This is a genomic window from Dysgonomonas mossii DSM 22836 (genome assembly GCF_000213575.1).
Taxonomy (GTDB): Bacteria; Bacteroidota; Bacteroidia; order Bacteroidales; family Dysgonomonadaceae; genus Dysgonomonas; species Dysgonomonas mossii.
Genome location: NZ_GL892006.1, coordinates 382,927 through 409,101, shown reverse-complemented (window position 1 = coordinate 409,101; position 26,175 = coordinate 382,927). Strand labels below are relative to the sequence as shown.

23 protein-coding genes and 1 tRNA gene are annotated in these 26,175 nt (G+C 39.1%); 17 read left to right on the top strand and 7 right to left on the bottom strand.

The window, feature by feature from the left end; genetic code table 11:
• Nucleotides 1-9: 9 nt before the first annotated feature.
• Entirely contained in the window at nucleotides 10-1,695 is a 1,686-nt protein-coding gene (locus HMPREF9456_RS08615; protein WP_006843114.1) for a M23 family metallopeptidase, read from the bottom strand.
• A 247-nt stretch (nucleotides 1,696-1,942) separates the two neighbouring features.
• On the opposite strand from HMPREF9456_RS08615, the gene HMPREF9456_RS08610 reads away from it, so the two are divergent.
• From HMPREF9456_RS08610 to HMPREF9456_RS08600, 3 genes are all read left to right on the top strand, one after another.
• Nucleotides 1,943-2,014: transfer RNA gene (locus tag HMPREF9456_RS08610), tRNA-Glu, on the top strand.
• A gap of 40 nt (nucleotides 2,015-2,054) precedes the next feature.
• The gene (gene rpsT / locus HMPREF9456_RS08605) at nucleotides 2,055-2,306 is read left to right on the top strand and encodes a 30S ribosomal protein S20 (RefSeq protein ID WP_006843113.1); all 252 of its coding nucleotides are present in this window, start codon (nucleotides 2,055-2,057) and stop codon (nucleotides 2,304-2,306) included.
• Nucleotides 2,307-2,616: 310 nt separating this feature from the next.
• On the top strand, nucleotides 2,617-3,054 hold the full coding sequence (locus tag HMPREF9456_RS08600; RefSeq protein WP_006843112.1) for an Hsp20/alpha crystallin family protein: 438 nt from the start codon (nucleotides 2,617-2,619) through the stop codon (nucleotides 3,052-3,054).
• Nucleotides 3,055-3,132: 78 nt separating this feature from the next.
• Here HMPREF9456_RS08600 and sucD read toward each other — a convergent pair whose 3' ends face one another.
• The 5 genes from sucD to HMPREF9456_RS08575 form a co-directional block, all read right to left on the bottom strand.
• On the bottom strand, nucleotides 3,133-4,005 hold the full coding sequence (gene sucD / locus HMPREF9456_RS08595) for a succinate--CoA ligase subunit alpha (RefSeq protein ID WP_006843111.1): 873 nt from the start codon (nucleotides 4,003-4,005) through the stop codon (nucleotides 3,133-3,135).
• Between the two features lie 46 nt (nucleotides 4,006-4,051).
• Entirely contained in the window at nucleotides 4,052-5,188 is a 1,137-nt protein-coding gene (gene sucC / locus HMPREF9456_RS08590) for an ADP-forming succinate--CoA ligase subunit beta (protein WP_006843110.1), read from the bottom strand.
• Nucleotides 5,189-5,454: 266 nt separating this feature from the next.
• Nucleotides 5,455-5,964, bottom strand: a complete 510-nt coding sequence (locus tag HMPREF9456_RS08585) for an RNA polymerase sigma factor (RefSeq protein ID WP_006843109.1) — start codon at nucleotides 5,962-5,964, stop codon at nucleotides 5,455-5,457.
• Between the two features lie 426 nt (nucleotides 5,965-6,390).
• Nucleotides 6,391-7,851 (bottom strand): bifunctional ADP-dependent NAD(P)H-hydrate dehydratase/NAD(P)H-hydrate epimerase, encoded by a 1,461-nt coding sequence (locus HMPREF9456_RS08580; RefSeq protein ID WP_006843108.1) that lies wholly within the window; start codon nucleotides 7,849-7,851, stop codon nucleotides 6,391-6,393.
• An 11-nt stretch (nucleotides 7,852-7,862) separates the two neighbouring features.
• Nucleotides 7,863-8,525, bottom strand: coding sequence for a B3/B4 domain-containing protein (locus HMPREF9456_RS08575; RefSeq protein ID WP_006843107.1), 663 nt, complete (start codon nucleotides 8,523-8,525; stop codon nucleotides 7,863-7,865).
• Between the two features lie 185 nt (nucleotides 8,526-8,710).
• Here HMPREF9456_RS08575 and HMPREF9456_RS08570 point away from each other — a divergent pair, with 185 nt between their 5' ends.
• The 6 genes from HMPREF9456_RS08570 (at nucleotide 8,711) to uxuA (ending at nucleotide 15,419) form a co-directional block, all read left to right on the top strand.
• Entirely contained in the window at nucleotides 8,711-10,225 is a 1,515-nt protein-coding gene (locus HMPREF9456_RS08570) for a cobyric acid synthase (protein WP_006843106.1), read from the top strand.
• Nucleotides 10,222-11,226 carry a threonine-phosphate decarboxylase gene (locus HMPREF9456_RS08565; protein WP_006843105.1) on the top strand — a complete coding sequence of 335 codons (1,005 nt, stop codon included), beginning with the start codon at nucleotides 10,222-10,224 and terminating at the stop codon, nucleotides 11,224-11,226. The genes HMPREF9456_RS08570 and HMPREF9456_RS08565 overlap by 4 nt, the downstream gene beginning before the upstream one ends.
• On the top strand, nucleotides 11,217-12,161 hold the full coding sequence (gene cbiB, locus HMPREF9456_RS08560; protein ID WP_006843104.1) for an adenosylcobinamide-phosphate synthase CbiB: 945 nt from the start codon (nucleotides 11,217-11,219) through the stop codon (nucleotides 12,159-12,161). Before HMPREF9456_RS08565 ends, cbiB begins: the two co-directional genes overlap by 10 nt.
• 180 nt (nucleotides 12,162-12,341) lie before the next feature.
• Entirely contained in the window at nucleotides 12,342-13,406 is a 1,065-nt protein-coding gene (locus HMPREF9456_RS08555; RefSeq protein ID WP_026177057.1) for a LacI family DNA-binding transcriptional regulator, read from the top strand.
• Nucleotides 13,403-14,218, top strand: a complete 816-nt coding sequence (locus HMPREF9456_RS08550) for an SDR family oxidoreductase (RefSeq protein WP_006843102.1) — start codon at nucleotides 13,403-13,405, stop codon at nucleotides 14,216-14,218. The genes HMPREF9456_RS08555 and HMPREF9456_RS08550 overlap by 4 nt, the downstream gene beginning before the upstream one ends.
• Before the next feature lie 28 nt (nucleotides 14,219-14,246).
• Nucleotides 14,247-15,419, top strand: coding sequence for a mannonate dehydratase (gene uxuA / locus HMPREF9456_RS08545; protein ID WP_006843101.1), 1,173 nt, complete (start codon nucleotides 14,247-14,249; stop codon nucleotides 15,417-15,419).
• Nucleotides 15,420-15,504: 85 nt separating this feature from the next.
• On the opposite strand, the gene HMPREF9456_RS08540 is transcribed toward uxuA, so the two are convergent.
• A complete protein-coding gene (locus HMPREF9456_RS08540) occupies nucleotides 15,505-18,330 on the bottom strand; it encodes a glycoside hydrolase family 2 protein (protein WP_006843100.1) in 2,826 nt (941 codons plus the stop codon).
• Between the two features lie 344 nt (nucleotides 18,331-18,674).
• Between HMPREF9456_RS08540 and HMPREF9456_RS08535 the strand changes: the two genes are divergently transcribed.
• From HMPREF9456_RS08535 to HMPREF9456_RS08500, 8 genes are all read left to right on the top strand, one after another.
• Nucleotides 18,675-19,238: a cob(I)yrinic acid a,c-diamide adenosyltransferase gene (locus tag HMPREF9456_RS08535; RefSeq protein ID WP_006843099.1), complete on the top strand. Its 564-nt coding sequence runs from the start codon at nucleotides 18,675-18,677 to the stop codon at nucleotides 19,236-19,238.
• Nucleotides 19,239-19,751 carry a bifunctional adenosylcobinamide kinase/adenosylcobinamide-phosphate guanylyltransferase gene (cobU, locus tag HMPREF9456_RS08530; protein WP_006843098.1) on the top strand — a complete coding sequence of 171 codons (513 nt, stop codon included), beginning with the start codon at nucleotides 19,239-19,241 and terminating at the stop codon, nucleotides 19,749-19,751.
• A 144-nt stretch (nucleotides 19,752-19,895) separates the two neighbouring features.
• The gene (gene cobT, locus HMPREF9456_RS08525) at nucleotides 19,896-20,933 is read left to right on the top strand and encodes a nicotinate-nucleotide--dimethylbenzimidazole phosphoribosyltransferase (protein ID WP_006843097.1); all 1,038 of its coding nucleotides are present in this window, start codon (nucleotides 19,896-19,898) and stop codon (nucleotides 20,931-20,933) included.
• 39 nt (nucleotides 20,934-20,972) lie between these two features.
• Complete coding sequence (gene cobS / locus HMPREF9456_RS08520) at nucleotides 20,973-21,728, top strand: adenosylcobinamide-GDP ribazoletransferase (RefSeq protein ID WP_006843096.1); 756 nt, start codon at nucleotides 20,973-20,975, stop codon at nucleotides 21,726-21,728.
• Nucleotides 21,729-21,759: 31 nt separating this feature from the next.
• Nucleotides 21,760-22,278, top strand: coding sequence for an alpha-ribazole phosphatase (gene cobC / locus HMPREF9456_RS08515; protein WP_006843095.1), 519 nt, complete (start codon nucleotides 21,760-21,762; stop codon nucleotides 22,276-22,278).
• A 123-nt stretch (nucleotides 22,279-22,401) separates the two neighbouring features.
• On the top strand, nucleotides 22,402-23,340 hold the full coding sequence (locus tag HMPREF9456_RS08510; protein ID WP_006843094.1) for an SPFH domain-containing protein: 939 nt from the start codon (nucleotides 22,402-22,404) through the stop codon (nucleotides 23,338-23,340).
• Nucleotides 23,318-23,554, top strand: coding sequence for a type II toxin-antitoxin system antitoxin (locus HMPREF9456_RS08505; protein ID WP_006843093.1), 237 nt, complete (start codon nucleotides 23,318-23,320; stop codon nucleotides 23,552-23,554). Before HMPREF9456_RS08510 ends, HMPREF9456_RS08505 begins: the two co-directional genes overlap by 23 nt.
• 267 nt (nucleotides 23,555-23,821) lie before the next feature.
• Nucleotides 23,822-26,164 (top strand): hypothetical protein, encoded by a 2,343-nt coding sequence (locus tag HMPREF9456_RS08500; protein WP_006843092.1) that lies wholly within the window; start codon nucleotides 23,822-23,824, stop codon nucleotides 26,162-26,164.
• The last annotated feature ends 11 nt before the right edge of the window (nucleotides 26,165-26,175 follow it).

Genomic DNA, 26,175 nt, shown 5'->3' with positions numbered 1-26,175 from the left:
TGACGATTTCTAATATTTAAATTCATACTGGTATGTTGAAGTGTTTCCGCACTTATCTGTTGCTGTGAATACTAATTTCTGTATTTGTCCTTTTTTTAGTCGCGAGGGATCGAGCTTATAAGAATAGATCGGAGATTTCACATCGTTTTCGAACAATACGAATGCGCCGTTGATTGTGCCTTTGTATGAAGCTATCCCGCTGAGGTTGTCCGATAATTTGATTCTTATAGCAGCATGTCTTGCCCATCTTTCGGGTTGGATAGCATTGATTGTAGGGGCTTTAGTGTCGGCATTAATGGTGTATGTGTTTCCAAGCTCTCTTATTCGTCCAATGATTCTTCCATCTTTGTATGTTCCCCCTATCCAGACTTCGTTATTCCCCTTGAGGCGTACAATGCCATATTGAGATTTATTGGATAAGGTGTCTTTCTTTAATTTTATTGTAATATTGCAATAATTATGTAAAGGAACATGTGTGTCATTGACTTTGTATAAGTCAGCAAGATGTTTCGCTGATGGAATTTTTTTTAGCATAAAGCACAGGTCATTATAGAGATATTCTTTGGGAATGCTGATGCTGAATGATTCTGTTGAATAGCTATTCTCCTCGTTCCATGTCATTCGTTGTGTGCAATTTCTTTTCTGAGGGATCGTTTGCTCTCTTCCTTTTACGCTGAACGAATAGTTTGTTTGATTTCCATACATATCTTCAAGTTCGTAGCGAAGATTGTATACTCGCTCTTCTTTTATATCAATATAACCATTGTTTACCGATTTATAAAAAGGGAGTTTATTACCCGGTTCAATGTAAGATTTTTGATAGAAAATTCTCCTCCGGCTCCAAAAATCGAAGTCTGTCATACTATTAATCATCCGGGTTTGTTTGAAATCCACATGAGATAGATTAGAAGAAAATATTTCTTTGTCGTCACAAAACAGCCTGACCTTTTTTACGCCATATATATTTGAAGTACCATTCATTCTGTCATTCGCATAAACTCCAAATCCAATCTTCCCCCATACTTCTGCTGTGTCTTTTAATGTGGCGTAAGCTCCATTTTTTAGCATGGAAATATTTCTGTGGTAAGGGTGGCGGCTAAAATCTACTGCCCCTCTTTCATTTATAGGATATATCGCTATTCCTTTTATTTGAGGTGCTTGTGTGTCTGTTATAGCATCTTTGTAATACTCCAAAGGGTCGATAGCTATTTGATTCGTAGTGTTTCTTATTTCAAAGTGTACGTGTGGGCCTCCTGAAGATCCCGTATTTCCACTATAAGCAACAAATTCACCTTTTTTTACCGGCATTTCTTCTTTTCCTAATGCGATGTCTATGTGGAAGCTTTCACGCTCATACTGTTTGTCTTTTATATATTTTGCTATCTTGGGTGCAAACTTATTGAGGTGTCCGTATACACTTGTTTGTCCGGTGGAAGGGTAGTCTATATAGAGTGCAAGTCCATAGCCCGATGCCGAAACAGAGATACGGGATACATATCCGTCTTCCATAGCATACACAGGCTTGTTTACCACTCTTTCGGTTTTAAGATCGATGCCGGAATGAAAATGGTTTGGTCTGAGTTCTCCGAAATTGGCACTGAGAATGAGTGGTATATCAAGCGGAGACCTGTAGGCATTCTGCGCTACAGAGCTAAATGCATATATAAGGGATAAAAATATTAAAATTTTCTTCATGTGTTTTGTATAAATTCATTACAAAAATAGGAGAATATGGAGACCTTCACAAGTTTTTATTTGTTAATGGATATTCTTCTCTATTTATTGGCTAAATAATATTGTTGACTATCAGGAGTCTATCGTTTTGTGTGAAATATTTTAGAAAAAAATAGCTGCAAATATTTGCACATAACCAAAAATGCCTTACCTTTGCATCCGCAATCAAGGGAGAATGATACTGCAAAACAGAGAAGCTCCACAAGATGGCCCATTCGTCTATCGGTTAGGACGCAAGATTTTCATTCTTGAAAGAGGGGTTCGACTCCCCTATGGGCTACTTAATAAGAAATAAAATAACAATATAAGGATTAGTCGATATGGCAAATCATAAATCAGCAGAAAAAAGAATCAGACAAGCAGAAACAAGACGCTTGAGAAACAGATATGTAGCTAGAACAACTCGTAATGCAGTTCGTAAATTCCGTTTACTGACTGATAAAGAAGAGGCTCAAAAGCAATATCCTTCAGTTTGCTCTATGCTTGACAGATTAGCAAAGAAGAATGTAATTCACAAGAATAAAGCAGGAAACTTGAAGTCAAAATTAGCTGCTCACGTTCATTCTCTGTAAATAATACTAATATTCTATTATAGATAGAGGCTAGGCTTTTAATAAGTTTAGCCTTTATTAATTTATAAAAACTTCTATATGTTGGATATAGAAGTTTTTCTTGTTAGTGACATAATGTCTTGTTTTGTATTTTTTGTTTGTTTTGTGTCTATGTTTTGATTATTAATATTTTAATTTGTTTTCGTTTGGTTTTTATATTTGTTTTTGTGACATAATTGCAGTTTGGTCTGCTTTTTGCATTTGTATTTACAGATAAAATTAGATTCTGTAATAACAGATAAAGATTAATTAAATTAAGGAGGATACAGCAATGAAAAATCAATTAATTAGAAAATTTGACAGAAGTGGTAGCTTTTTCCCTACATTCTTTAGCAATTATTTGAATGATGATTTATTCAGCTTTGTTGAAGGAAATCTTCCGGCAACAAATATTACTGAAAATGACAAATCATTCAATATTGAATTGTCTATACCCGGATTTAAGAAAGAGGATGTAAGAATAGAGATAGAAAAGGGTGTTCTTAAAATTTCGGCTCAGAGTGAAACGCAGAGTGAAGAAAAGGATGAAAACGAAAAAGTTTTACGTCAAGAGTTCAGAGCCTCTTCATTCTCACGTAGTTTTGCAATCCCTGAGAACGTTGATGCAGAAAGCATTGAAGCTTCACAAAAAGACGGAGTATTGCAAATCACTTTACCGAAGTTAAATAAGGCATTAGAGGATAAGGTAAAAAAGATTGAAATTAAATAACTTTGTTTTATCGATGGGTTTTTAATGAAAGAGGTTGCCAAACTTGGCAACCTCTTTCTGTTTTATCTTGTGATTTCTTTACTTCTTCAACTTTTCTTTTAATATACCCGGTATTTCCGACGGCTCTTTCGCTACTTGGACGCCCGCAGCCTCTAATGCTGCAATTTTTTCGGCAGCAGTACCCGATCCGCTCGATATAATAGCTCCCGCATGTCCCATTTGTTTTCCCGGAGGAGCCGATTGTCCGGCAATAAAGCCAACTACAGGTTTTGTTACATGTTTCTTTATATACTCCGCGGCTTGTTCTTCTGCGTTCCCGCCAATTTCTCCAATCATAACAATGGCATCTGTATCGGGATCGTTTTGAAGCATCTCCAGTAATTCACGGAAGTATAATCCTACAACAGGGTCTCCTCCCATTCCTATTGCTGAAGATTGCCCCATACTGTTTGCTGTTAAGTGATATACAACTTCGTAGGTTAGAGTCCCGCTGCGGCTGATAACTCCGATATTTCCTTTCTTGAATATTTGTCCGGGTAATATTCCCACCAAGCTTTTTTCGGGAGACATTAATCCGGGGCAATTAGGGCCAATAAGTATAGCTCCCTTCATTTGCACAAAGCGGTGCGCTTTCACTACATCTAATGTAGGAACACCTTCCGATATGCAAATAATCAGTTCTATACCTGCATCTGCTGCCTCCATAATAGCATCTGCTGCGAAGCGTGCCGGAACGAATATAATAGATGTGTTTGCTTGTGTTGCTTTTACAGCATCAGCGACAGTGTTAAATACAGGAACGCCAAGAATATCAGTTCCTCCTTTTCCCGGAGTAGTTCCTCCTACAACTTTAGTCCCGTATTCTAACATTTTTTTTGTATGGAAGCTACCGTCTCTACCGGTAATTCCTTGTACTATCAATCGTGTTGATTCATTTATAAGTATACTCATAGTTTTCTTTTTTAGCTTTGATCATTACTTAATATCAGCAATAAGCTTATTCTTTGGAGGCTGCCACTGCCATTCGGGTGGCTTCGCTCATTGTTTCTGCAACCTTAAATCGAGTTCCGAGCAACATCTCTCTTCCCTCTTTCTCATTTGTGCCTGTAAGGCGCACAATAACAGGAATATCAGTTTTTAGTTGCTCAAAGGCAGAAAGTAACCCCGACGCAACATCGTCACAGCGAGTTATACCGCCAAATATATTAATCAACACAACTTTTACTTTCGGATCTTTTAGTAACAGAGTCATGGCATCTATTACTTTGTTGGGGTTGGAGCTTCCTCCAATATCAAGAAAGTTTGCAGGGGCACCGCCATATAGTTTTATCATATCCATTGTAGCCATAGCTAGTCCGGCACCGTTTACCATGCAGCCAATTTCACCATCGAGTCGAACAAAGCTGAATCCTTTCTCTTTCGCCGCTGTTTCTACTTTTTCGTCTTCCGTAGGCTCAAAAAGGCTCAGTATTTCTGGCTGACGATATAAGGCGTTATCGTCGAATGTCATTTTTGCATCCACAGCCAGTAGTTTTCCGTCTTTGGTGGTAACCAGCGGATTAATTTCAGCCAATGATGCATCTTTATCTATGAATAATTTATATAGCTTCTGTAGTATAGAAGCCAATTGATTTACTTGATTTAGGTCTTGAAACAAGACAAAGGCAAATTTGCGGGCGAGATAGTCAGGTAACCCAATTAACGGGTCTATGGCAAATTTATAAATTTTCTCAGGAGTCTTTTCTGCTACTTCTTCAATATCTACTCCACCTTCGGCACACATCATTAGTATGACTGACTTTGTATTCCGGTCTATTATAAAACTCATATAATATTCCGACGCTATGTCTACGGCTTCAGTTACTATGACTTTCGTAACGGGGTAGCCTTTGATGGTTAGTCCAAGAATATTCTTTGCGTGATCTTTGGCTTCTTCTTTGCTTTTTGCGAGTTTTACTCCTCCGGCTTTGCCGCGACCTCCGGTTAGTACTTGTGCTTTTATTACTACGCATTCCGTGTCCAACTCTTCGTATGCAACTGCAGCCTCTCCAGGCTCATAGCATAGTATTTGTTCTTTAACAGGGATACCGTAAGATGAGAATAATTCTTTAGCTTGGTATTCGTGTATCTTCATTGGTATAATTTTTTAGTGGTCACTACTACAAACTACAAAATCTAAAATTAGCAGGAAGTTTTGATAAATGGTATATATTTTTTACTTTTTATAGGGATATGAACTATAGATAATATTTATAAGTGTTTGTTTTTCTACATTTAAGAGACATATCTCTGCTTTTACTGAAGAATAATTGTAATAATAAAACAAGGACACATTCTCTTATACAAAATATGTCCTTGTTATATATATTGATATTAATTCAATATATGAATAAATCGTTTTTAGTCATAATCTTTCAGTAATTCCTGTAATCTTTTTCTCGCAAAAAAGATACGACTTTTTATTGTGCCTAATGGAAGATTCATCTTTTTAGCTATTTCTTCATATTTATATCCGGATAGATGCATTGTAAAAGGAATCCGATGTTCTTCATTAAATGTATTCAATACCTTATATATTTCTAAGTATGAATAAGCATCTTCAGGAGAATCCGATGCTGAATTCTGGGCAAGATTTATCCAATATAAATTCTCAGTCTGATCAACTATGGTTTGGTTACGAACGGTCTGGCGGTAATTATTCACAAAGATGTTGTGCATAATGGTAAAAACCCATCCTTTGAAGTTGATATTGTCGTAATATTTATCAAAGTTGCTTAATACTTTAAGGGTTGCTTCCTGCGTAAGGTCCTTCGCATCTTCTTTATCCGACGTTAATCTAAAAGCAAAACTTAGCATGTTGCTTTGTAGACTTATCAAACTCTTTTCTAATGCTTGTTTTTTAGCTTCCATAATCTTAATCTTTTAATTATGAGGAGCTATTATCGTGCGTAAGTAATAATTTTGTGGTTGGTATAACAAAGATATAAATATTATTGAAACAATTGCACTTGCAACTAATTTTATTCGGCTAATTTGTTGTAGATTGTTTCGATTGTCTTTTATATTGTTTATTATTAGTTGTTTATGTCTAATTCTGGGTGCGTCTATCGTATATAGATTTATTCTATTTCGTTGGTGTGGATTAACTTTTGATAAGCGTACAATATTTCTTCTATTTTTGAATAATAATAGATAGATATATTGTTAATTAATTAGAAATCATGAACTTTTTCATTCTGCGTATCGTTATAAGAATGTGTAGTTTGTAAAGTTTGTGTTAAGGTACAGGAAGTCTGCGATGTGATTTTGCGGGCTTCTTTTTTTCCGTTTCCTTCGTTAAAGGAAGTCGATAATATCCTTGCTATTCATACTCTCAATCCCCCATCTGGCAGCAGCTTTATCTCCGGCAAGTCCATGTACGTATACTCCCAGTATTGCAGCATGAGCACTACTGTATCCTCTTGCCAATAATCCTGTAATATAACCTGTGAGAACGTCACCACTACCACCTTTGGCCATGCCGCTGTTTCCTGTAGAGTTGAAATAGCAGTTGCCATCGGGTAAGCATATCATCGTGTGTGCTCCTTTCACGATAATGATCGATTTTATGTCAGCTGCATAGCGTTTCACTAGGTTTATCTTTTCTTCCTCGTTGTGCCATTCTCCAACCAAACGCTTGAGCTCTCCCGGGTGAGGTGTAAGAATAATGTTTTCCGGGATTCGCTGCTTTATATGGTAATTGTCTGCTAATATATTCAGTGCATCAGCATCTATGACAAAGGGTTGTTTGTATGAGGCGGCCAGTAGTTCTTTGAATGCCTCACCTGTCTGGTGTTCCTGTCCAAGTCCGCAGCCGATACCTATTGCCGAATATTTAGATAAATCTTTGGGTACAGAAGAGAAGTAATCTTCATCATCGAGGCTCATCATTGCCGAAGGGTAGTTTGCCTGTATTGCAAAGCGCTCGTTATAAGGTATGTGTGTGGTCACCAGTCCGCATCCCGAACGTAGAGCCGCACCTGTAGCTAAGGTGGCCGCACCAGCCATTCCTTTCGATCCGCAAATAAGCAATGCATGACCATAAGTGCCTTTGTGGCTGAATTTTTCTCGTTTGAGTCGTATGCTTTGTATATAGTCCAGTGTAATATAGTGGTATAGCGATGGGGTGTGCTCAATATATTCTCTGTTAAGCCCAATTGGAAGGGTAATTATTTCTCCGCAATACTCTCCGGCTTCAGGCAAAAGCATAGCAAGTTTGGGAAACTCTAAGGTAAGGGTAATATCCGCTTTTATAACCGTCTGATCCGTATTACCGAATTCACTCATCATACCCGATGGAAGATCGATAGAAATAACCTCATTGGATAATGAGTTAACTTTTTTGATAATAGATAATAAAGGCTCTTTCAAAGTACCTTTTACACCTGTTCCTAAAAGCGAATCTATAAGGATATGTTTATTGGAAATTCGTTTTATATCTGTAACCCTTTCAATATAAGAAGGGAGTCGTTCTAAGTTGACCGCACATTCACTCGTCAGTTGCTCTTTCTCGAACGGAAGATATACCGAACAGTCATATCCTGCATGAAACAAAATGCGGGCAACAGCTAGTCCATCGCCGCCGTTATTTCCTTTTCCTATGAGGAATAAGAGGGGAGAGGCTTTACTTATATTGTTGCATATCCATTCAGCAATAGTATTAGAAGCTCTTTCCATCAGGTCGATAGAACTTATCGGTTCATGTTCGATTGTATATCTATCCGCTTCTTTTATCTGAGTGCCTGTTAATATTTTCATGATCGTTCCGTTTAATAATAAACTATTTTATCATCTTCCGAGCCTGTATATTTTTTCAATAAGGCCTGCATATATTCAGCAGCCTCTTTTAAACCATTCGTTCCGCTATATCCGTTTATCAAAGCCAAGAAATTAGTTGTTTCTTCGCTTAGTTTTGTTCTTTCGTGGTCGCTTGTTGGTGTGCCGATGCCACCCAAAGAGTCACGATATACAGGTAAACCTTCTATATTTAAGATGCCTTTTCCGATGCCTTCGTAAGGTTCGTTTTCTTTGCCTATACCCAATGTTAAGCTGTTTCCTTGTATTTTATCTGCATCGAATCCTCCTATCGAATAACCGGTCTTTATCGAAACAAGGTTGATGAGGTCAACCAATGTATCGATCTGGTATAATGGTAAATCACGCAAGATACGACGGCATAAGGCTTCCGCAGACGGGCGATAGCGATTGGGGTCTTTTCCAAACTTCTTATATGCCTCTCGGGTGGCTGCGATAGCCGGATTTTTTTTTATATCTTCTATCTCGTGATTTGCTTTATATTCTTCCGATAATATGTTGATCTCATCCCACAACTCCTTATTGTGTGGAGTGTTTTTTACCTTCGCAAAAATAGCAGCTCCGTGAAAGTCGGGCCAAAGGTTCTTAATCTCTTCCGATATGTTTATTCTTACCATGATACAAAGTTATTTTAGAGAAAAAGGTGACAAAAGTAACAAAAGTAACAGGCGTTTGTATGTTTCTGATCTGTCACCTTTTTCGTTCCACGTATATATAATAGATAAATTGATACACTCAAAGATACACTTTTTCACAGATAAAAGTTCTACCTTTACGACTCGTAAATTATAGTTCATTTTTCATGTCTCATTCTCAAAAAGCCTCAAAGCAGCTTCGTCCTGTCATGTTTGCAGGAACGGGCAGCGATGTGGGAAAAAGTATAATAACTGCGGCGTTCTGCCGTATCTTTCTACAGGATGGTTATCGTCCTGCACCTTTCAAAGCACAAAATATGGCGTTAAACTCCTATGCTACACCCGAAGGGCTGGAGATAGGGCGTGCACAGGCTGTACAGGCCGAAGCTGCGGGCGTACCTTGCCATACGGATATGAATCCTTTGCTGTTGAAGCCAACGACTGACAAGGTTTGTCAAGTTGTGCTTAATGGAAAGCCGGTGGGTAATCAACATGCTTATGAGTACTTTAGAGTGGAAGGTAGAGAGCAACTCCGCAAAGAAGTAAATGATGCATTCGATCGTTTAGCACAGCGATACAATCCTGTGGTGATGGAAGGTGCAGGCAGTATTTCGGAGATAAATCTGCGGGCTGTCGATTTGGTAAATATGCCGATGGCTATACATGCTAAAGCCGATGTAATATTGGTGGCGGATATAGATCGGGGTGGTGTTTTCGCTTCTGTTTATGGTTCTATTATGTTGCTGACAGAAGAAGAAAGAAAATATGTAAAAGGTATCCTTATCAATAAGTTCAGGGGGGATATCCGCTTGTTCGAATCGGGTGTTAAGATGATAGAAGACCTTTGCCAAATACCGGTAATAGGCGTTGTGCCATACTATAAGGATATTTATATAGAAGAGGAAGACTCGGTGATGCTGCAAACAAAGAATCTTCAGTCCACACATGGTAAGGTGAATGTTGCAGTCGTATTACTAAGGCACTTGTCTAACTTTACCGACTTTAATGTGTTGGAGCGCGACCCACGTGTACATCTCTATTACACAAATAATACAGATGAAATAGAAAAAGCGGACATCGTACTCATACCCGGCAGCAAGAGTACTCTTTCCGACTTATACGAGATTCGTCGCAACGGTGTAGCCCAAAGTATTGTAAAAGCCCATAAAAACGGAGCGACAGTAGTCGGTATCTGTGGCGGCTATCAGATAATGGGGCAGGAGGTTTGCGATCCCAATCACGTGGAAAGTAATATCGAACGCTTACCCGGGCTTGGACTACTACCCGTAACAACACAAATGGAAGGCGAAAAAGTAACCCGTCAGGTGAAGTTCTCTTTCATGAATACCCAATCTGTATGTGAAGGCTATGAAATACACATGGGAGCAACGACTCCGATGGAGAATGCAAAACAAGCTTCTTTAAATAGGCTGGAAGATGGCAGAGAAGACGGATGTTTTGTGAATGAGAAATGTTTTGGCACATATATACATGGTATTTTGGACAATGGGATAGTTATAGATTATCTTTTATCTCCTTATGCCGATAAATTATCCGATACGACTTTCGACTTCAAGGCTTTCAAGGAAGAACAATACAATAAGTTGGCAGACCATGTTCGTAAGTATGTGGATATGGATTTGGTTTATAAAATAATGACAGACAACAACGGCTTATCATGATCAACGGGCACGGAGACGATATATATAACTACGGTAAGAAGATCGTAAGTAATTTCAGTTCTAATATATATACCCGGCAAGACTTGTCTGTATTGGATGACTATTTGTGTTCTTGTATAGCGTCGATACACTCGTATCCCGAGCCGGATGCAATCTCTCTTTCGAGACTGATAGCAGACCGGAATCAAGTAGCTACAAATAATATCTGCATAACAAATGGTGCTACCGAAGCCATTTATATGATAGCTCAGGCTTTTAGAGGAAAGCATTCTGCTGTTATTCAGCCTACCTTTAGCGAATATGGTGATGCCTGTTTGGTAAATGACCATATTGTCAGTATGGTAAAATCTATAGATGATATACCAAAACAAGCAGATATCGTTTGGCTTTGTAACCCCAACAATCCGACAGGAACGGTGACAGATAAAGAGAGATTGAAAGAATATATAATATCTCATCCTGAGAAATATATTGTTATAGATCAGTCTTATGAATATTTTACAACCAAATCACTTTTTGCTGTATCGGAAGCAATGCAATACAAGAATGTGATATTGTTACATTCAATGACAAAGCGTTATGCTATTCCCGGACTTAGATTAGGATATATAACAGCCTGCTCAGAAACAGTGGCGTTGATTTCTAGATATTGTATGCCGTGGTCGGTTAACGGATTGGCGATAGAGGCGGGTAAATTCCTATTGGAGAATGGAGCTGAGATAATAAAGATTGAAGAATATATCGCAGAAGCAAAACGGTTTCATAAGATATTATCACAAATAGAAAGATTAGAGGTGTATGATACTGATACACATTTTTTCTTATGTCGGCTGACGGATAAAACAGCTTCGGAGCTAAAAGAATATTTGATTCAGAAACATGGCATACTAATCCGTGATGCTTCTAATTTTCATGGTTTGAATGAACATTATTTTCGTGTTGCAACACAGTTGCCCAAAGAAAACGATGCGTTTGTAAAAGCAATTAAAGAATGGATATAAAACTCTTGTATACTCTTTTGCCTTTGCTGATAGGCTGGACTGCCGACAAATTGTTTGGCGACCCCCGCTGGTTGCCCCATCCTGTTGTGGCTATGGGTAAAGTTATAGCATGGGGCGAAAAGCGACTCAACAAAGGAAATAAACGAATGATGAAAGGAGCTTTATTCTCTATTATTCTGATATTATCGAGCTTCCTTATTATTTTCTTTATTATTAAAGGATTGGATTACCTGAGTCCATATTTATCTATACTTTTTTCCTCTGTCGTGGTTTTCTTTTGCCTTGCAGGTAAGACTTTGATAGATGAGGTCAGAAATGTTTTTGTGGCTGTCGACTCTTCGGTCGAAGAAGGACGAAAACAGGTTGCCCGTATCGTAGGACGTGATACTTCTGCTCTGTCGCCTCAGCAGATACGTACGGCTGCGTTAGAAACATTATCCGAAAATCTTAGTGACGGAGTTATCGCTCCATTATTTTGGTTTATACTTCTGGGTGTACCCGGCATGTTTGCCTATAAGATGATCAATACGCTAGACTCTATGATTGGATATAAGAGCGATCGGTATAAGCAATTTGGGTGTTGGGCTGCACGGATAGATGATGTTGCAAATTATATTCCTGCACGTCTAACATCTTTACTGATGATAGTCGTAAGTGGAAAAATCTCATTACTATCTTTTGTCCGAAAGTTTGGCTCTCAGCATGCAAGTCCCAACTCCGGCTATCCTGAGGCTGCTTTAGCCGGTATTCTTAATTGTCGCTTTGGTGGATCGAATGTCTATTTCGGACAACGGGTCGAAAAGCCTTATATCGGATATAATGATAAAGAACTGACTTCAGCAGACCTTAAAGTTGCTGTTCGGGTCAATACCCGTACGGAAATATTGATGGTCTTTGCCGTATGTGTCGATCTGTTTTTGCTGTTGTATTTTTAAATAATTACCCTTTCATCTAAAATATGTTGTTTAGCATAGTGATATTATTTATCTGCTTGTAATCAATTGTTTATATTTTACTCCCTAAATATGTGTGCGCACACATGTTGTTTGCTAATCTTAAAAGATTAATTTTGCAATCAAGTAATGTGTATACAGACATACAGTTTCTATCGAAATATGAATATACGAATTATAGATATAGCCCGCATGGCTGGTGTTTCCACCGGCACGGTCGACAGGGTACTGCACAATAGGGGAAGAGTATCAGAAGAGAAAAGAGCCAAAGTAGAAAAGGTTCTGAAAGAAATAAACTACGAACCGAATATGGTCGCCCGTTTTCTGGCATCAAAGAAGAGTTACAGGTTTGCTATTCTTGCACCAACTTATTCTTCCGGCGATTATTGGCAGTTGGTTTGTGAAGGCATCGATAAAGCTACAGATGAATTAAAGAAATTCAATATAAGCACAGAGTACTTCCTTTTCAATCAATATGACCGCTTTTCCTTTATCAATGCCGTTAATTCTTTTAAAGAGAAAGAGTTTGATGGCGTGTTAATTGCTACTCTGTTTGGTGATTATGTTATCAAGTTGTCAAAAGAACTGGATGCTAAAGGCACGCCATACATTTATATAGATTCGGGTATATCGGGGCAAAAAGACCTTTCTTACTTTGGTGGCGACTCATTCGGTACAGGTGTTATTGCCGCTAAGCTTTTATTGAACGAGGTAGGGACGGTCGCTGATATTATAATAGCCCATATACGTTTTAGGTATAAGGAAATCTCTGTACAGATGAAAACCCGTGAAAACGGATTTATGGAATATCTCGAGAACAACAACTTTAGGGGGAATATTCATCATATTGAAATCAATCCCGATGACTATACAATGAGTCTTCTTCAAGTGAAGGACATCATCAATAATAGTCAGGGGTTGGTTGGGGGAATCGTTCTCAATTCACGGATATATGAACTAGTTACCCTCTTGGAAAAACTTGATGCCGATCAGCAAAATAAGATTAGGCTGGTAGGGCATGACGCCATAGAACGGAATGTAAAAGGACTGAGAGAAGGGCGTATATCTTTCATTCTATCGCAGCGTCCCGAGTTGCAAGGATATGATGCCTTGAAAGCAATGGGAAACTATTTCTTATTCAAGCAAACTCCCGAAAAAGTAAACTATATGCCGATCGATATACTCATAAAAGAAAACGTTGACTATTACAGTAATTATAAACTATGAAAAAAAACATATTCGATATCCAAGATAAAGTTATAGCCATAACAGGAGGCTATGGCATATTAGGCGCACAGATGGCAGAATACTTAGCAGAACAAGGTGCTAAAGTTGTTATTCTCGGGCGCTCTAAAGAAAAGGGTGAAGCCCTTGCTGAGAAAATAAAATCATCGGGCAATGAGGCCGTTTTCTTTGTGTCAGATGTTCTGAATAAGGCCAACCTTGAAGAAAATAGAGAAGCGATAGTCCGCAAGTATGGCAAAATCGATGTGCTGATAAATGCAGCCGGAGGGAATATGGCGGGGGCTACTATTCCGCCCGATAAAACGATCTTCGATATAGATGTTAGTGCATTTCGGGATGTGATAGACCTTAATCTTTTTGGGACGGTATTACCTACTTTGGTTTTTGCAAAGGCAATGGTAGACAATGGCAAAGGCAACATAATCAATATTGCTTCCGAGTCTTCGTTTCGCCCGTTAACCCGTGTAATGGGCTATGGTGTGGCAAAAGCTGCTGTAGCCAACTTTACAAAGTATATGGCAGGAGAGCTGTCTCTCAAATTTGGGGATAATTTTCGGGTGAATGCCATTGCTCCAGGCTTCTTCATTACCGAGCAAAACCGTTCGCTATTGCTTAATCCTGATGGTTCGTATACCGACCGGGCAAAATCAATTGTAGCACATACGCCATTTCGTCGATTTGGAGAATCAGATGAACTGTTAGGCTCTATTCACTATTTGGTAAGCGATGCGTCGGGTTTTGTAAATGGTTCTATTCTTGTTGTAGACGGAGGGTTTGATTCATTTACTATTTGATATATACTGAATATAAAAAAAATAATATATGATACGTAGCGAACAAACATGGAGATGGTACGGGCCAAATGACCCGGTATCATTGTTGGATATAAAGCAAGCAGGGGCAACAGGCATTGTAACCGCACTGCATCATATCAAGAATGGTGAAGTGTGGACAGTGGAAGAAATACAAAAGCGCAAGGATATAATTGAAAGTGCCGGTCTCAGGTGGTCTGTTGTGGAAAGCATCCCTGTGCATGAACATATAAAAACTCAGGAAGGAGACTACCGAAAGTACATTGATAACTATAAAGAAAGCATTCGTAACCTAGCTAAATGCGGCATAACGATTGTTACATACAATTTTATGCCAGTGCTGGATTGGACACGTACCGACTTGGCTTATACAATGCCCGACGGGTCGAAGGCGTTACGTTTTGAGCGTGCGGCTTTTATGGCATTCGAATTGTTTATACTAAAACGTCCCGGTGCAGAGCAAGAATACTCATCGGAAGATATTGCTAAAGCGAAGAAACGCTTCGAAGAAATGACGCAGGAGGATAAAGAGCTATTAGTCAGTAATATGATTGCCGGACTACCGGGTGCAGAAGAAAGTTTTACCCTTGAAGAGTTTCAAGCGCAGCTTGATCGCTATAAAGATATAGATGCTGAAACGCTACGAAAAAACCTGATAGAGTTCGTAAAAGAGATTGCGCCTGTTGCCGATGAGGCAGGTGTGAAGCTGGCTATCCATCCCGATGATCCGCCTTATCCGATTTTAGGATTACCTCGCATTCTGAGCACGGAATCAGACTTTAATAAATTGGTTGAGGCTGTGCCTAACAAGTCTAACGGACTATGCTTTTGCACAGGTTCATTCGGTGTGCGTGCCGATAACGACTTGCCTAATATGATCAAACGCTTGGGTCACAGAGTCAACTTCGTGCATTTGCGTTCTACTCAGCGTGATGCGGAGGGTAACTTTTACGAGGCAAATCATCTCGAAGGCGATGTGGACATGTATGGTGTAATGAAAGGACTCCTGGAAATACAACAGCAACGTAATATATCTATCCCTTTCCGTCCCGATCACGGACATCAGATGATTGACGATCTGAACAAGAAAACCAATCCGGGATATTCCTGCATTGGCCGCCTTCGTGGTTTGGCTGAGCTTCGCGGCTTGGAACAGGGGATAGCTAAGACGCTATATCAGTAACTATTATAACTTGTCATTCTGAATGTAACGAACATTCTCTATCGGATATGAGATCTCTGACTTCATTCAGAATGATAAGTTCTATTTACTTATAGGTAGTAATATTCTTTACTCCTACGATCTTCTTCTCTTTTATAGAAGTACTAAACAGGCTTTTTATATCTTCTGCTGTGTACTCATTTGTAGGAGCAAAGTCGGCAGAACTCATATAATCGAGAATTGCCTGCCCAAACTGTTTCCCTTCAGGTTTGTCGCTGATGGCTTTCAGGTCGCACATACAAACAAGCAACTTTCCTTTGCCAACCTGCATTTCGAATATCAATCCTAGTTTGTGGTTACGCTCTATATTGTCAATTACCTGTACCAACGGTTTATAGTCCTTAGGGGTTCTGTCGAGAATAAATGGTCGAGAATTTTTTGATATAATCCACCATTGCCAGTTGCTATGTGTTTCTGTCGGAAACTCCTTAAATAGCGGGTGCGAAGGGTCTGTCAATATAGACAGTGTTCCCGGAGAGACATCCCTTTTCAGCCATTCCGAAATATTCTTGAACATGGCATAGTTCCAATAGTCGGGAGTAAACAATCCACCCACAGAAAGTTTTTCTACTTCTTTGTGATCGGGAGTATATAATACTTTATTTCCCTGCTGTAGCAAGTCTAAAGCTTGTTTCAGGCTCGAAGTTTCTTTTATATCCGATTTTACAGAGATCTCCTTGTCGGGATATACCCATAAATCGTATTTATTTACATGAGGACCTGTTTGTAAAGTCAATACGAGTTGAGTTGCCGTATTTATATCTTGAAGAGGTACATTTATTTTTCCTACTTCGCCTAAATGACCTTGAGAAATATTGATAGGAAATTCTCCTCTGGCTACATTTACATTGCTATGCGCCTTGCTTAGCGTCCATGACAAATTCTTTTTCGAGAGGGCTTCCTTCGAATAGTTGCTTAGTTTTATCTCGGCTGTAAATATCTCGTTATTGCTCCAGCAGTATTTCGACATAATGGAAAGTGGGACTATTTCGTCACAAAAACCGTCGAATTCTTCTGCCGCCATTCCGCCCTTATTATCCATAAATGCATCCAATATACCTACATAAGCACTCCCTTGCCCCGGGTAATCCTGCAAATCGAGCAATTGGAAACCTCCAAATCCCGGTGTGCGAAGGCACATTTCTATATCAGCCTTGTAGCAGAGCGCAGCAAAACGTGCCGTAGCTTTATGGAAGGCATCAGCCTGATCTTCAAGTCCATTTTCCTGAAGGCGTTTCTGGAATATTTCCATATTGTAAGGATACAGTACTCCGGTATATTTTTTTATCTCGTTATAATCGGGATATACCTGAAATTGACCATTCTCGTGGCTTATAATCGGTACTGTACAGTTTTCTACAGCTTTCGAGAAAGTGATGGCAGTAGAAGGATATGTAGCGTTTATATATCCTCCGTTCTTCGCATCAGCAAAAGAGAAGGTCGCACGGGTATGAGTTGAATAATCGTCGGAACCTACCTGTCCGCCAACACGGCATGTGACAAAGAAATCTTCACCTTGTTGTTGTCCGGCAGTACCCAGCATATTATTCGCTCCGAAGGCATAGAGATGACGTTGGTCGGAAGTGCGGAAATTTGTTACAATGCTACGCATGAGTTTTACATCACCTCCAAGCTCATTACCCAAAGCCATCATAACGAACGAAGGATTGTTTCCATAAGTAGTAAGGATATGCTCGCCTTCGTTAATCAAGAATTTGTTGAGGTCGATGTTTGTCGTATCCATTGCTCCCCAGTAAGGTAGTTCGGCCTGCATGTATATGCCTTCTTCGTTTGCCGCATCAAAAGCTGCTTGCGGAGGTGTCCACGAGTGAAATCTGTAATGGTTTATTCCATACTCTTTGGCGATGCGCATTTGTCTTTTCCATTCTTCTTTATTCATCGGCGGATAGCCGGTGAGAGGAAATACGCAGGCATCGTGTTTGCCCCGTAGAAATGTTTTTAGAGAATTGATTTCAAACTGTGTCCCTTTTGCCGAAAAGTCTCTGATGCCAAAGTCGATAGTATAACTGTCTTTTATTTTCTGACTTTCTATTTCGAAATTAACCTTGTATAGGGCAGGATCAAATTCACTCCACAAAACGTGTTTGTTGCCCACGTTAATATCAAATTTATATGTTTCCAGACCCTCTTTCAGGTCTATACTGATAACTTGATCGGGTATAGCTATATTTTGTGTAGTATTCCATAGATATCCCTGAACCGATATTTTAGCTTTTCCGCTTACTGACGAGTTGATTTGTGCTACAACTGGTATTGTCTTAGAAGAAACATTTGGATAAACCTGAAGGTCGCTAATGAGAATGCCATCATTGGCTTCGAGCCCGAATTTTCCGATTATGCCATTCCAGTTTGTTTGTGTAGCATCGGTCCAAGCATGCGAGCCATGTATCCCTTGCGGTACAGAAGTAGGGCTGTTGTCTATTACGATAGTCACAGTGTGCTTTCCTGCGGCTAGTTTTCCGAGATTATATATCTGAGGTGATAGTATCAGCGAGCTTGTACCTATGCTGTCTTTGTCTATCCACACCGTAGAAGGTTTTGTTCGCTCCATGATCAGTCGCCATTCTTTCTGAGCTGAACCTGCCGGTATTTCAATCTCTTTGGTATATTTCATTTTTCCTACATAAGGATTCAACCGTGTAAGCTGCCCTGTGCTCAGCGTATCACTATTGCGGGGAGCGAGACGGCTTTCATCTACAGTTCCGGGCAGATTTATTTCACCAAGATCGCATTGCCATTTTCCCGAAAGAGAGATAAATTCCCGTTGGTTGAATACTACCTTCTTTTCGGTACATGAGGTTGCCACTAAGAGACAGATAAAAATTGAAACGATGCAAATGTTTAATCGCATGAGGTTGACGTTAACGAATTAAATTACAGACAAAGATAAACTAAAAAACGAGATAGAGAATGTATTATTTAACAGGAATAAATTGTTAAAAAGTAACAAAGGTAACAGCTCTTTTACTTTTTTATTGCTGTTACTTTTCTCCGTCCTTTCCATTCTTTTTGTCTCCCCATCCTATTAGATAAATTATATGAAAAAGCCTAAAAAATGGGATAGATTCATCTCTACTTGTTGTATCTTTGTTAGACTTTATATAGGAGTTAATCTTGTCGTGTTGACTTCTTTAATATCTTTCAGAATGACAGAACGAAATACTTTAATATATAATATAATACATATCATAAAAAATGAAAATATATACCCGAGGAGGAGATAAAGGTAAAACCGGAATCTTTGGAGGAAAACGTGTGAGTAAAGATCATCCACGAATTGAAGCCAATGGTACAATCGATGAGCTGAACTCTGTAATAGGTGTTGTTCGGGCTCACTTATCTTCAGATCATGAGTGGCAGCCCATTCTGTTCAAGATACAAACAGAGATAATGGTTGTGATGTCTCAGGTGGCTACACCGTCGGATATAAGAGATACAAATCAGAATGTTCTGGATGAAAATCTGGATAAATTTTGCGAAGAATGCATGGATAAAATGACAGATGAAATGGGACCCAGCGAAACATTCGTTTTGCCCGGAGGGACAGTCGTTTCAGCAAACTTGCAATTGGCTCGTGCTGTGGCTCGTCGTGCCGAACGTCGTTTGTGGACTTTAAACAAGCAGGATGAAGTTCCCGCAGCTGTTATGCGATTTATTAATCGTTTGTCCGATTTGTTCTTCACAATGGCTCGTTACGAAATGTATAAAGCAGGTGATGTAGAAGAACGCTGGAAAGATTTTTTGTATAAGAGAAAATAAATGGCTAAGCAAATAACCCTTATAACAGGAGGGCAACGTTCGGGTAAAAGCAGCTATGCACAAAAGTTAGCATTGTCTTTGTCTCCCAATCCTGTATATCTGGCAACTTCGCGAATATGGGATGACGAACATCGTCAGCGGATAGAAAGGCATAAAGCCGAGCGGGCAGATAATTGGATAAATGTAGAAGAAGAGAAATTCTTGGGTGAGCATTCCTTTAACAATCAAGTAGTGCTTATTGACTGCGTTACGCTATGGGCAACGAATTTCTTCTTCGATCTGAATTCGGATGTTGAAGCTGCCCTTGCTGCTTTGAAATCTGAATTCAGAAAGCTTGTTGCTCAAGATGTGGTGTTTATTTTTGTTACAAACGAAATAGGCATGGGTGAAATGTCTCAAAACGACTTGCAACGTAAATTTGCCGATTTGCAAGGCTGGCTTAATCAATATCTTGCCGAAAACGCTGATGAGGTCTATCTGATGGTTTCGGGTATTCCACTGAAAGTGAAGTGATCATAAATTTTGTCGTTTTTGTTATTAATAACACTATATCCTGTTGATTGCGAAGAACCTTTTGAAAAACGAAATGCTTTGTACTATCAGCATGGCAACGAAAAACGTCTGTAAAATTAAAATCTAAAAGAAACTAAATATACAATGCAACAATTTAACATCGAAAAACCGGAAGACGAAGTACGCTCTTACTTACAAGAAAAAATTGATAATCTGACAAAGCCTAAAGGGTCTTTAGGGAAGCTCGAAGAGTTGGCTATGCAAATCGGTTGGATACAACAATCTTTGAATCCGAAGTTGACAAATCCATGTCACATCGTATTTGCAGGAGATCACGGTATCGCAGCAGAAGGTGTGAGCCCATCGCCGCAAGAGGTAACCTATCAGATGATAGCAAACTTCTGGAATGGAGGAGCAGGTATCAACTTTTTGGCACGTCAGCATGGTTTCAATCTAAAGGTTGTTGATGCCGGTGTTAATTTCGACTTTAAGCCCGAAGATCCGATTATCCACAAGAAGATCCGAAAAAGCACACGTAACTATCTCCATGAGGCTGCTATGACTAAAGAGGAAATGGAACAAGCCATACAATCGGGTGCTGAATGCGTGCAAGCTTGTTTCGATGAGGGATGTAACGTGATTAGCTTTGGTGAAATGGGAATTACAAATACCTCTTCATCGTCCCTATGGATGACATACCTCACAGGTATCCCTTTGGATCAATGTATTGGTGCAGGATGTGATCACACAGGCAATATTATCAACCATAAGTATAAGGTGCTGAAGCAATCGATGGATAATTACAAAGGCGATGCTTCTGTCGAAGATATTATGCGCTATTTCGGTGGTTATGAAATGGTGATGACTGTAGGTGCTATGCTCAAGGCTGCCGAACTGAAAATGATAATTCTTATCGATGGCTTTATTATGACAAACTGTATGTTGGTGGCATCAAAGTTGAATAAAAATGTTTTGCACTATGCTGTCTTCGGACATCAGGGAGATGAAGCCGGCCATAAGCTTGTGTTGGAGTATTTGAATGCAAAACCTATTCTTAGTTTAGGGCTTAGGCTGGGAGAAGGAACAGGTGCGATTTGCGCATATCCTATCGTCGATTCGGCTGTGCGTATGATAAATGAAATGAATTCATTTAAAGAAATTCAAGTAACGAAGTATTTTTAAAATTGCAACTTGCCTTTCCGAAGGCAACCTCTATAACTGATGAAACAAATAGCAGCAGCACTAGTATTTTTTACACGCTTACCTTTTTGGCGTATAAAAGCATTTAATGTCCCTGCCGAATATTTTAAGCAGGTGATAAACTACTGGGCTGTCGTAGGCTGGCTTACTGCCAGCGTTATGGCGGGGGTGCTATGGTGTGCTGCTCAGGTTTTACCTTATTCCATTGCCATAATTGTGGCTCTTCTTAGCCGCCTGCTTATTACAGGAGCATTGCACGAAGACGGTTTTGCCGATTTCTTCGATGGCTTTGGCGGTGGTACTACCCGCGAACGCATATTGGAGATAATGAAAGATTCGCATATCGGTACTTATGGAGTAATCAGCTTGATATTTTACTTCTTATTCTTTTATTTCTTTTTAGAAAATCTAGGTCTGCATTTGGCTTGTACTGTAATTTTGGTGGGCGATCCGTTATGCAAGCTTGTCAGTTCCCAAATTACCTTATTCCTTCCATACGCCCGAAATGCGGAAACGAGTAAATCGAAAACAGTGTATAAGAAGATGTCTTTGCGCACGGCTCTTATTTCGGCTTTGTTTGGCTTGCTGCCTTTCGTTTTATTATTAAATATTCACTTTTGGGCGGCTATAATATTTCCTATCTTTGCTTTCCTTGGATTGATTTTACTCATGAGAAGAAAGATACAAGGGTATACAGGAGATTGTTGCGGTGCAATGTTTCTATTATGCGAATTGTCTTTCTTTCTGGGGATAAGTATTATTCTGAAATTATGCTAGGGAGAATTATTATCTATACGTAAGTTTAAATATGAAAATATATATAGTGCGCCACACGGCTGTAGGAGTTAATGGTGTTTGTTACGGACAAACGGATGTACCGCTAAAAGATACCTTTGAGAGCGAAGCTGAGGTGGTGAAGCAAAAGTTACAAGACTTGCAGTTTGATGCCGTTTTTTCAAGTCCGCTAAGCAGAGCAAAGCGTCTGGCAGAGTATTGTGGTTTTACCGATATTCAATTGTACGACCGTCTGAAAGAATTGCATTTTGGTGATTGGGAGATGAAAGAATGGGATCGTATTGATATGGAAGAATGGGATAAGGACTGGATAAGGACACCCACACCCAATGGTGAATCTTTCGATCAGATGTATGCACGTGTTGCATCTTTCATCGACGAGCTGGTAAAGAAAGATTATTCTTCTGTTGTTGTTTTTGCTCATGGCGGAGTTATCAACTGTTTTAGAGTTTATTTTGGACAAACAGACTTGCAAGGAGCCTTCGACAAGTTGGCAGAGTATGGTGAGATACTCGAATTTGAATCGAATTGATCAATATTTATATATATACGTTCTGAGTCTTGTTGAATAATAAGGCTCTTTTTTTTGTAAATTGTTTTGTGTTATTCAAAATTATATTTATTTTTATGATATCATTTTAATATCATAATAAATATGGAAACACTCGAAAAAGATTTTAAAGGCACTAAGATTTCAGGCTTCTTAGCCTTATTTATCATTATTGTAGTATTGGCAGCGAGTATCTGGTCTTTTAGTCTAGGCTATATTCCTTTAGTGTTTATAGCTGTATGTTGTATGGTTTTATGTTCTTTAGCCGTTCTAGGATTTATGGTTGTAGAACCTAACGAAGCCAGAGTAATGGTTTTCTTTGGTAAATATAAAGGGACTATTACCGATAACGGTTTTCTTTGGGTGAACCCTTTTTATTATAAAAAGAAATTGACGCTCAGAGCACGTAATCTCGATGTGCCGCCTATAAAGGTGAACGATAAAGTTGGAAATCCTATTATGATCGGTTCTGTGCTGGTTTGGAAAGTAAAAGATACGTATAAGGCGATGTTTGATATCGATACATCTTCTATCTCGGGAGTTATGGGTTCAGTGAATAATTATATTCAATCTTCGAACAGAATGCAGGCTTACGAGAACTTTGTAAAGATACAAAGCGATGCAGCTTTGCGTCAGGTAGCCGGTATGTATGCATACGACAACAATGAAAGCAAAGACGGTGATGTGACATTGCGCTCCGATAATGGTGAAATCAGCGAGAAGCTCGAAGAGGAACTGAATAGTCGTTTGGCGATTGCCGGTATAGAAGTGATAGAAGCACGCATCAATTATCTGGCGTATGCTGCTGAGATTGCGAGTGTAATGCTTCGTCGTCAGCAGGCAGATGCGATTATTGCTGCTCGCGAAAAGATAGTGGAAGGTGCTGTAAGTATGGTTCAACTGGCATTGGACAAACTCTTGAAAGAAGGAATTGTAGAATTGGATGAAGAGCGTAAGGCTGCAATGGTTAGCAATCTGCTTGTCGTGTTATGTGCCGACGAAGCAGCACAACCAATTGTAAATGCCGGAACGCTTCATCAATAAATATATAATTGTGGCTAAGAAAGAAAAGGAATCAGCAGTTAAAAGTTTCGTCTTGCGAGTCGATCCGGAGATGATGGAAGCAATAGAAAAATGGGCTGCCGATGAGTTTCGTAGTACGAACGGACAAATTCAATATATACTTGATCAGGCACTGCGAAAGGCAGGACGAATAAAAAAGAAGAAAGAAACACGCATAGACAATAATCATGAATAAGAAAGAGAATGTTGGGTAATAAATATCCGACATTCTTTGTTTTTTTAACATATTACTGAAATACTTATCGAATATCTATTTTGGAGAGGTGTGTTGATCTAAATGTCTCTTATTCTGATAGAAAAGATGATCAGCTTTTGTTTTATTCCGAAAAATTAATTTTTATTTGTTTAAATATTGGTAGACATTGTCTATCTTTGCACTGTTTTTACAAAAACTATACAATACACAGATCATTATTGTTTAATGATACACGAAAGCAAACTTATGAAAACAAACATTACTACACGTGTTGCCCAGACAACATGTTTTTCTATTCTTTTTCTGGTAATAATATCATTCATCATGTTCTCATGTAAATCTTCGGAGTCGGTTCGTAATATAAGAGCTTCCCGTGGAGAGGATGTTGCAGGGCGAGGCTTTTCTTATTCCAAAGATAAGCCCAAAGAAGCAATGGTGAAACCATTATTTATGCAGCAATTGAAAAGAGCAACAATAGAACTTCCATTTCAGAAGGGGGTGAATGTAAGAGGCACAAGGACTGTTTCTGAAGAAGTGACTTTTACCAATGCTGAAAATATAACAGAGTCTGTTGACCGGGAAGGTAAAAAAGCAACGAATCTCAATGAGGTGCAACAACTATCAGAAGTTGTAGTTACGGCTAAGTCTCGCTTTACGCCCGAGCGCAATGGGCGGGTAAAAGTAGATTTTTTAGTAAGAGTACCTAAAGAACTTTTGTCTGAAAATTTCAGAACGACGCTATCCCCTAAACTGTTCCACAACGATTCTATTATACCACTGAAAGATGTAGTACTTAAAGGTGAAGCTTTTCTTGCAAAGCAAAAGCAGGACTATGCCGAATATGATAATTATATGAAGTCTATTGTCGGAAATGATAAATATGACGAGGTATTCTTCGATAGAGCCGGAACTGAAAAAGATATTAGAAATCGCCAGAACTTGTATTATGAAGAATATTACAGGGAGTGGAGCAAGCAGATGGAATATGAGAAATGGAAGACAGAGAAAAGTAAATTTGATGCAGCCGAGCTAGCTAAGCTCAAAGGGTATCGCCAACGCTTTTATAATGAATATGTGCGTAAAGCACGCGAGCAGGTGATCCGCGATATGGCTAATGGTAAAGATACCGTGGGCTTGTTTGCTCAATATATGAAGAAATTCAATAAGAACGCAAAAGCGCTAGTGTTGGATGATAAGAACTTTGAAGTAAGCTATATGAAGATGCCCGCCAAATTTCGTGAAGCGTACGAAGAAGGGCGTTCGTTGGATGATATAATAAACAACGTACTCACCGAAAGTGACTCTATCGAAATAGCTCAAAACAGATATATGTTTGAAGCTATTGCAGAAAATGAAATGAAAAAAGAGCGTAAAGGAGAGGTGGCAAAAGAAATGATACCATTTCCTTACGAAGAAGGAGTTCGTCTGGATACAATTATAGATACAGGTCGTGATTTTGTATATCTGTATAAGCAAGATCATCCCGTAACAGTGGGGCTTAAAAAACTTAGTCTGACAATGAATGGGCGTGTAGATGCTGTGGATAGAAGTCGTTATATGATGGCACCCGGTGATACGATTTCATATTTTATATCATCATTGTCGCAGTTGGTAGATACTTCACTTATCTATAAAAGAACAAAACTGTATAGGGATGCATACAACCGTCTGACTGCGTATGTGAAGTTTCAGCCCGGCCAATCTGCTTTTGGTATCAATTATAAGGATAATAAAGCCCAAATAAATAATGTGTTAAATACATACCGTGCATTTACTGAAGATGGTAAATTTGTTGTCGACAGTATTGTACTTAGAGTAACTACAGCGCTGGATGGATCATACGACAAAAACTATAAATTAACCGAAAAACGAGCCGATGCGATAAAAGAGTACTTTGTTAAGTCTCTATCGGGCGAAGTGAATGATGCCAACAATGTTATTAAAGTCGAGTTTGGAGGAGAAGACTGGAATACCTTGGTAAACCAGATTCAGCAGCGAAATGATATAATGAATAAAACGCAGATTCTTGCACTGCTCGAAGGGGCTATAGATCCCGATGAGACGGAAGCCAAGATAAAGAAAGATTTTGCGGACGACTATAAGGTGATTCGAGACTCTGTATACCCGTTGCTAAATAAAGCTACTTTCGAGTTTAATATGCATCGTCCAGGTATGACCGAAGAAACTGCGCTGGATGTTCAGGAAAGACCCAACTACGAAAAAGGATTGAAACTACTGCAAGACAGAGAATATTGGAAGGCTTTGGAAATTTTGTCCGATTATCCCGATTATAATACAGCATTGTGCTTGATATGTATGGGGTATAATGCCAAAGCTAAAGAAGTATTGGATGGTTTGCCTGAAACAGGAAACACAGAATATTTGAGAGCCATACTGTCGATTCGTTCAAATAAGGATAATGAGGCAATTGATCACTTGATGCGTGCTTGCGAGTTAGACCCATCGAAGGTTTATCGTGCACCTCTCGACCCTGAAATTGCCGATCTGATAAGTAAATATAGCTTACAGCGGCGGATAGAGGGCTTATCCACACCGATAGAAGATATTGAAGTAGCGGATGCGAATTAATATAAAGTAAG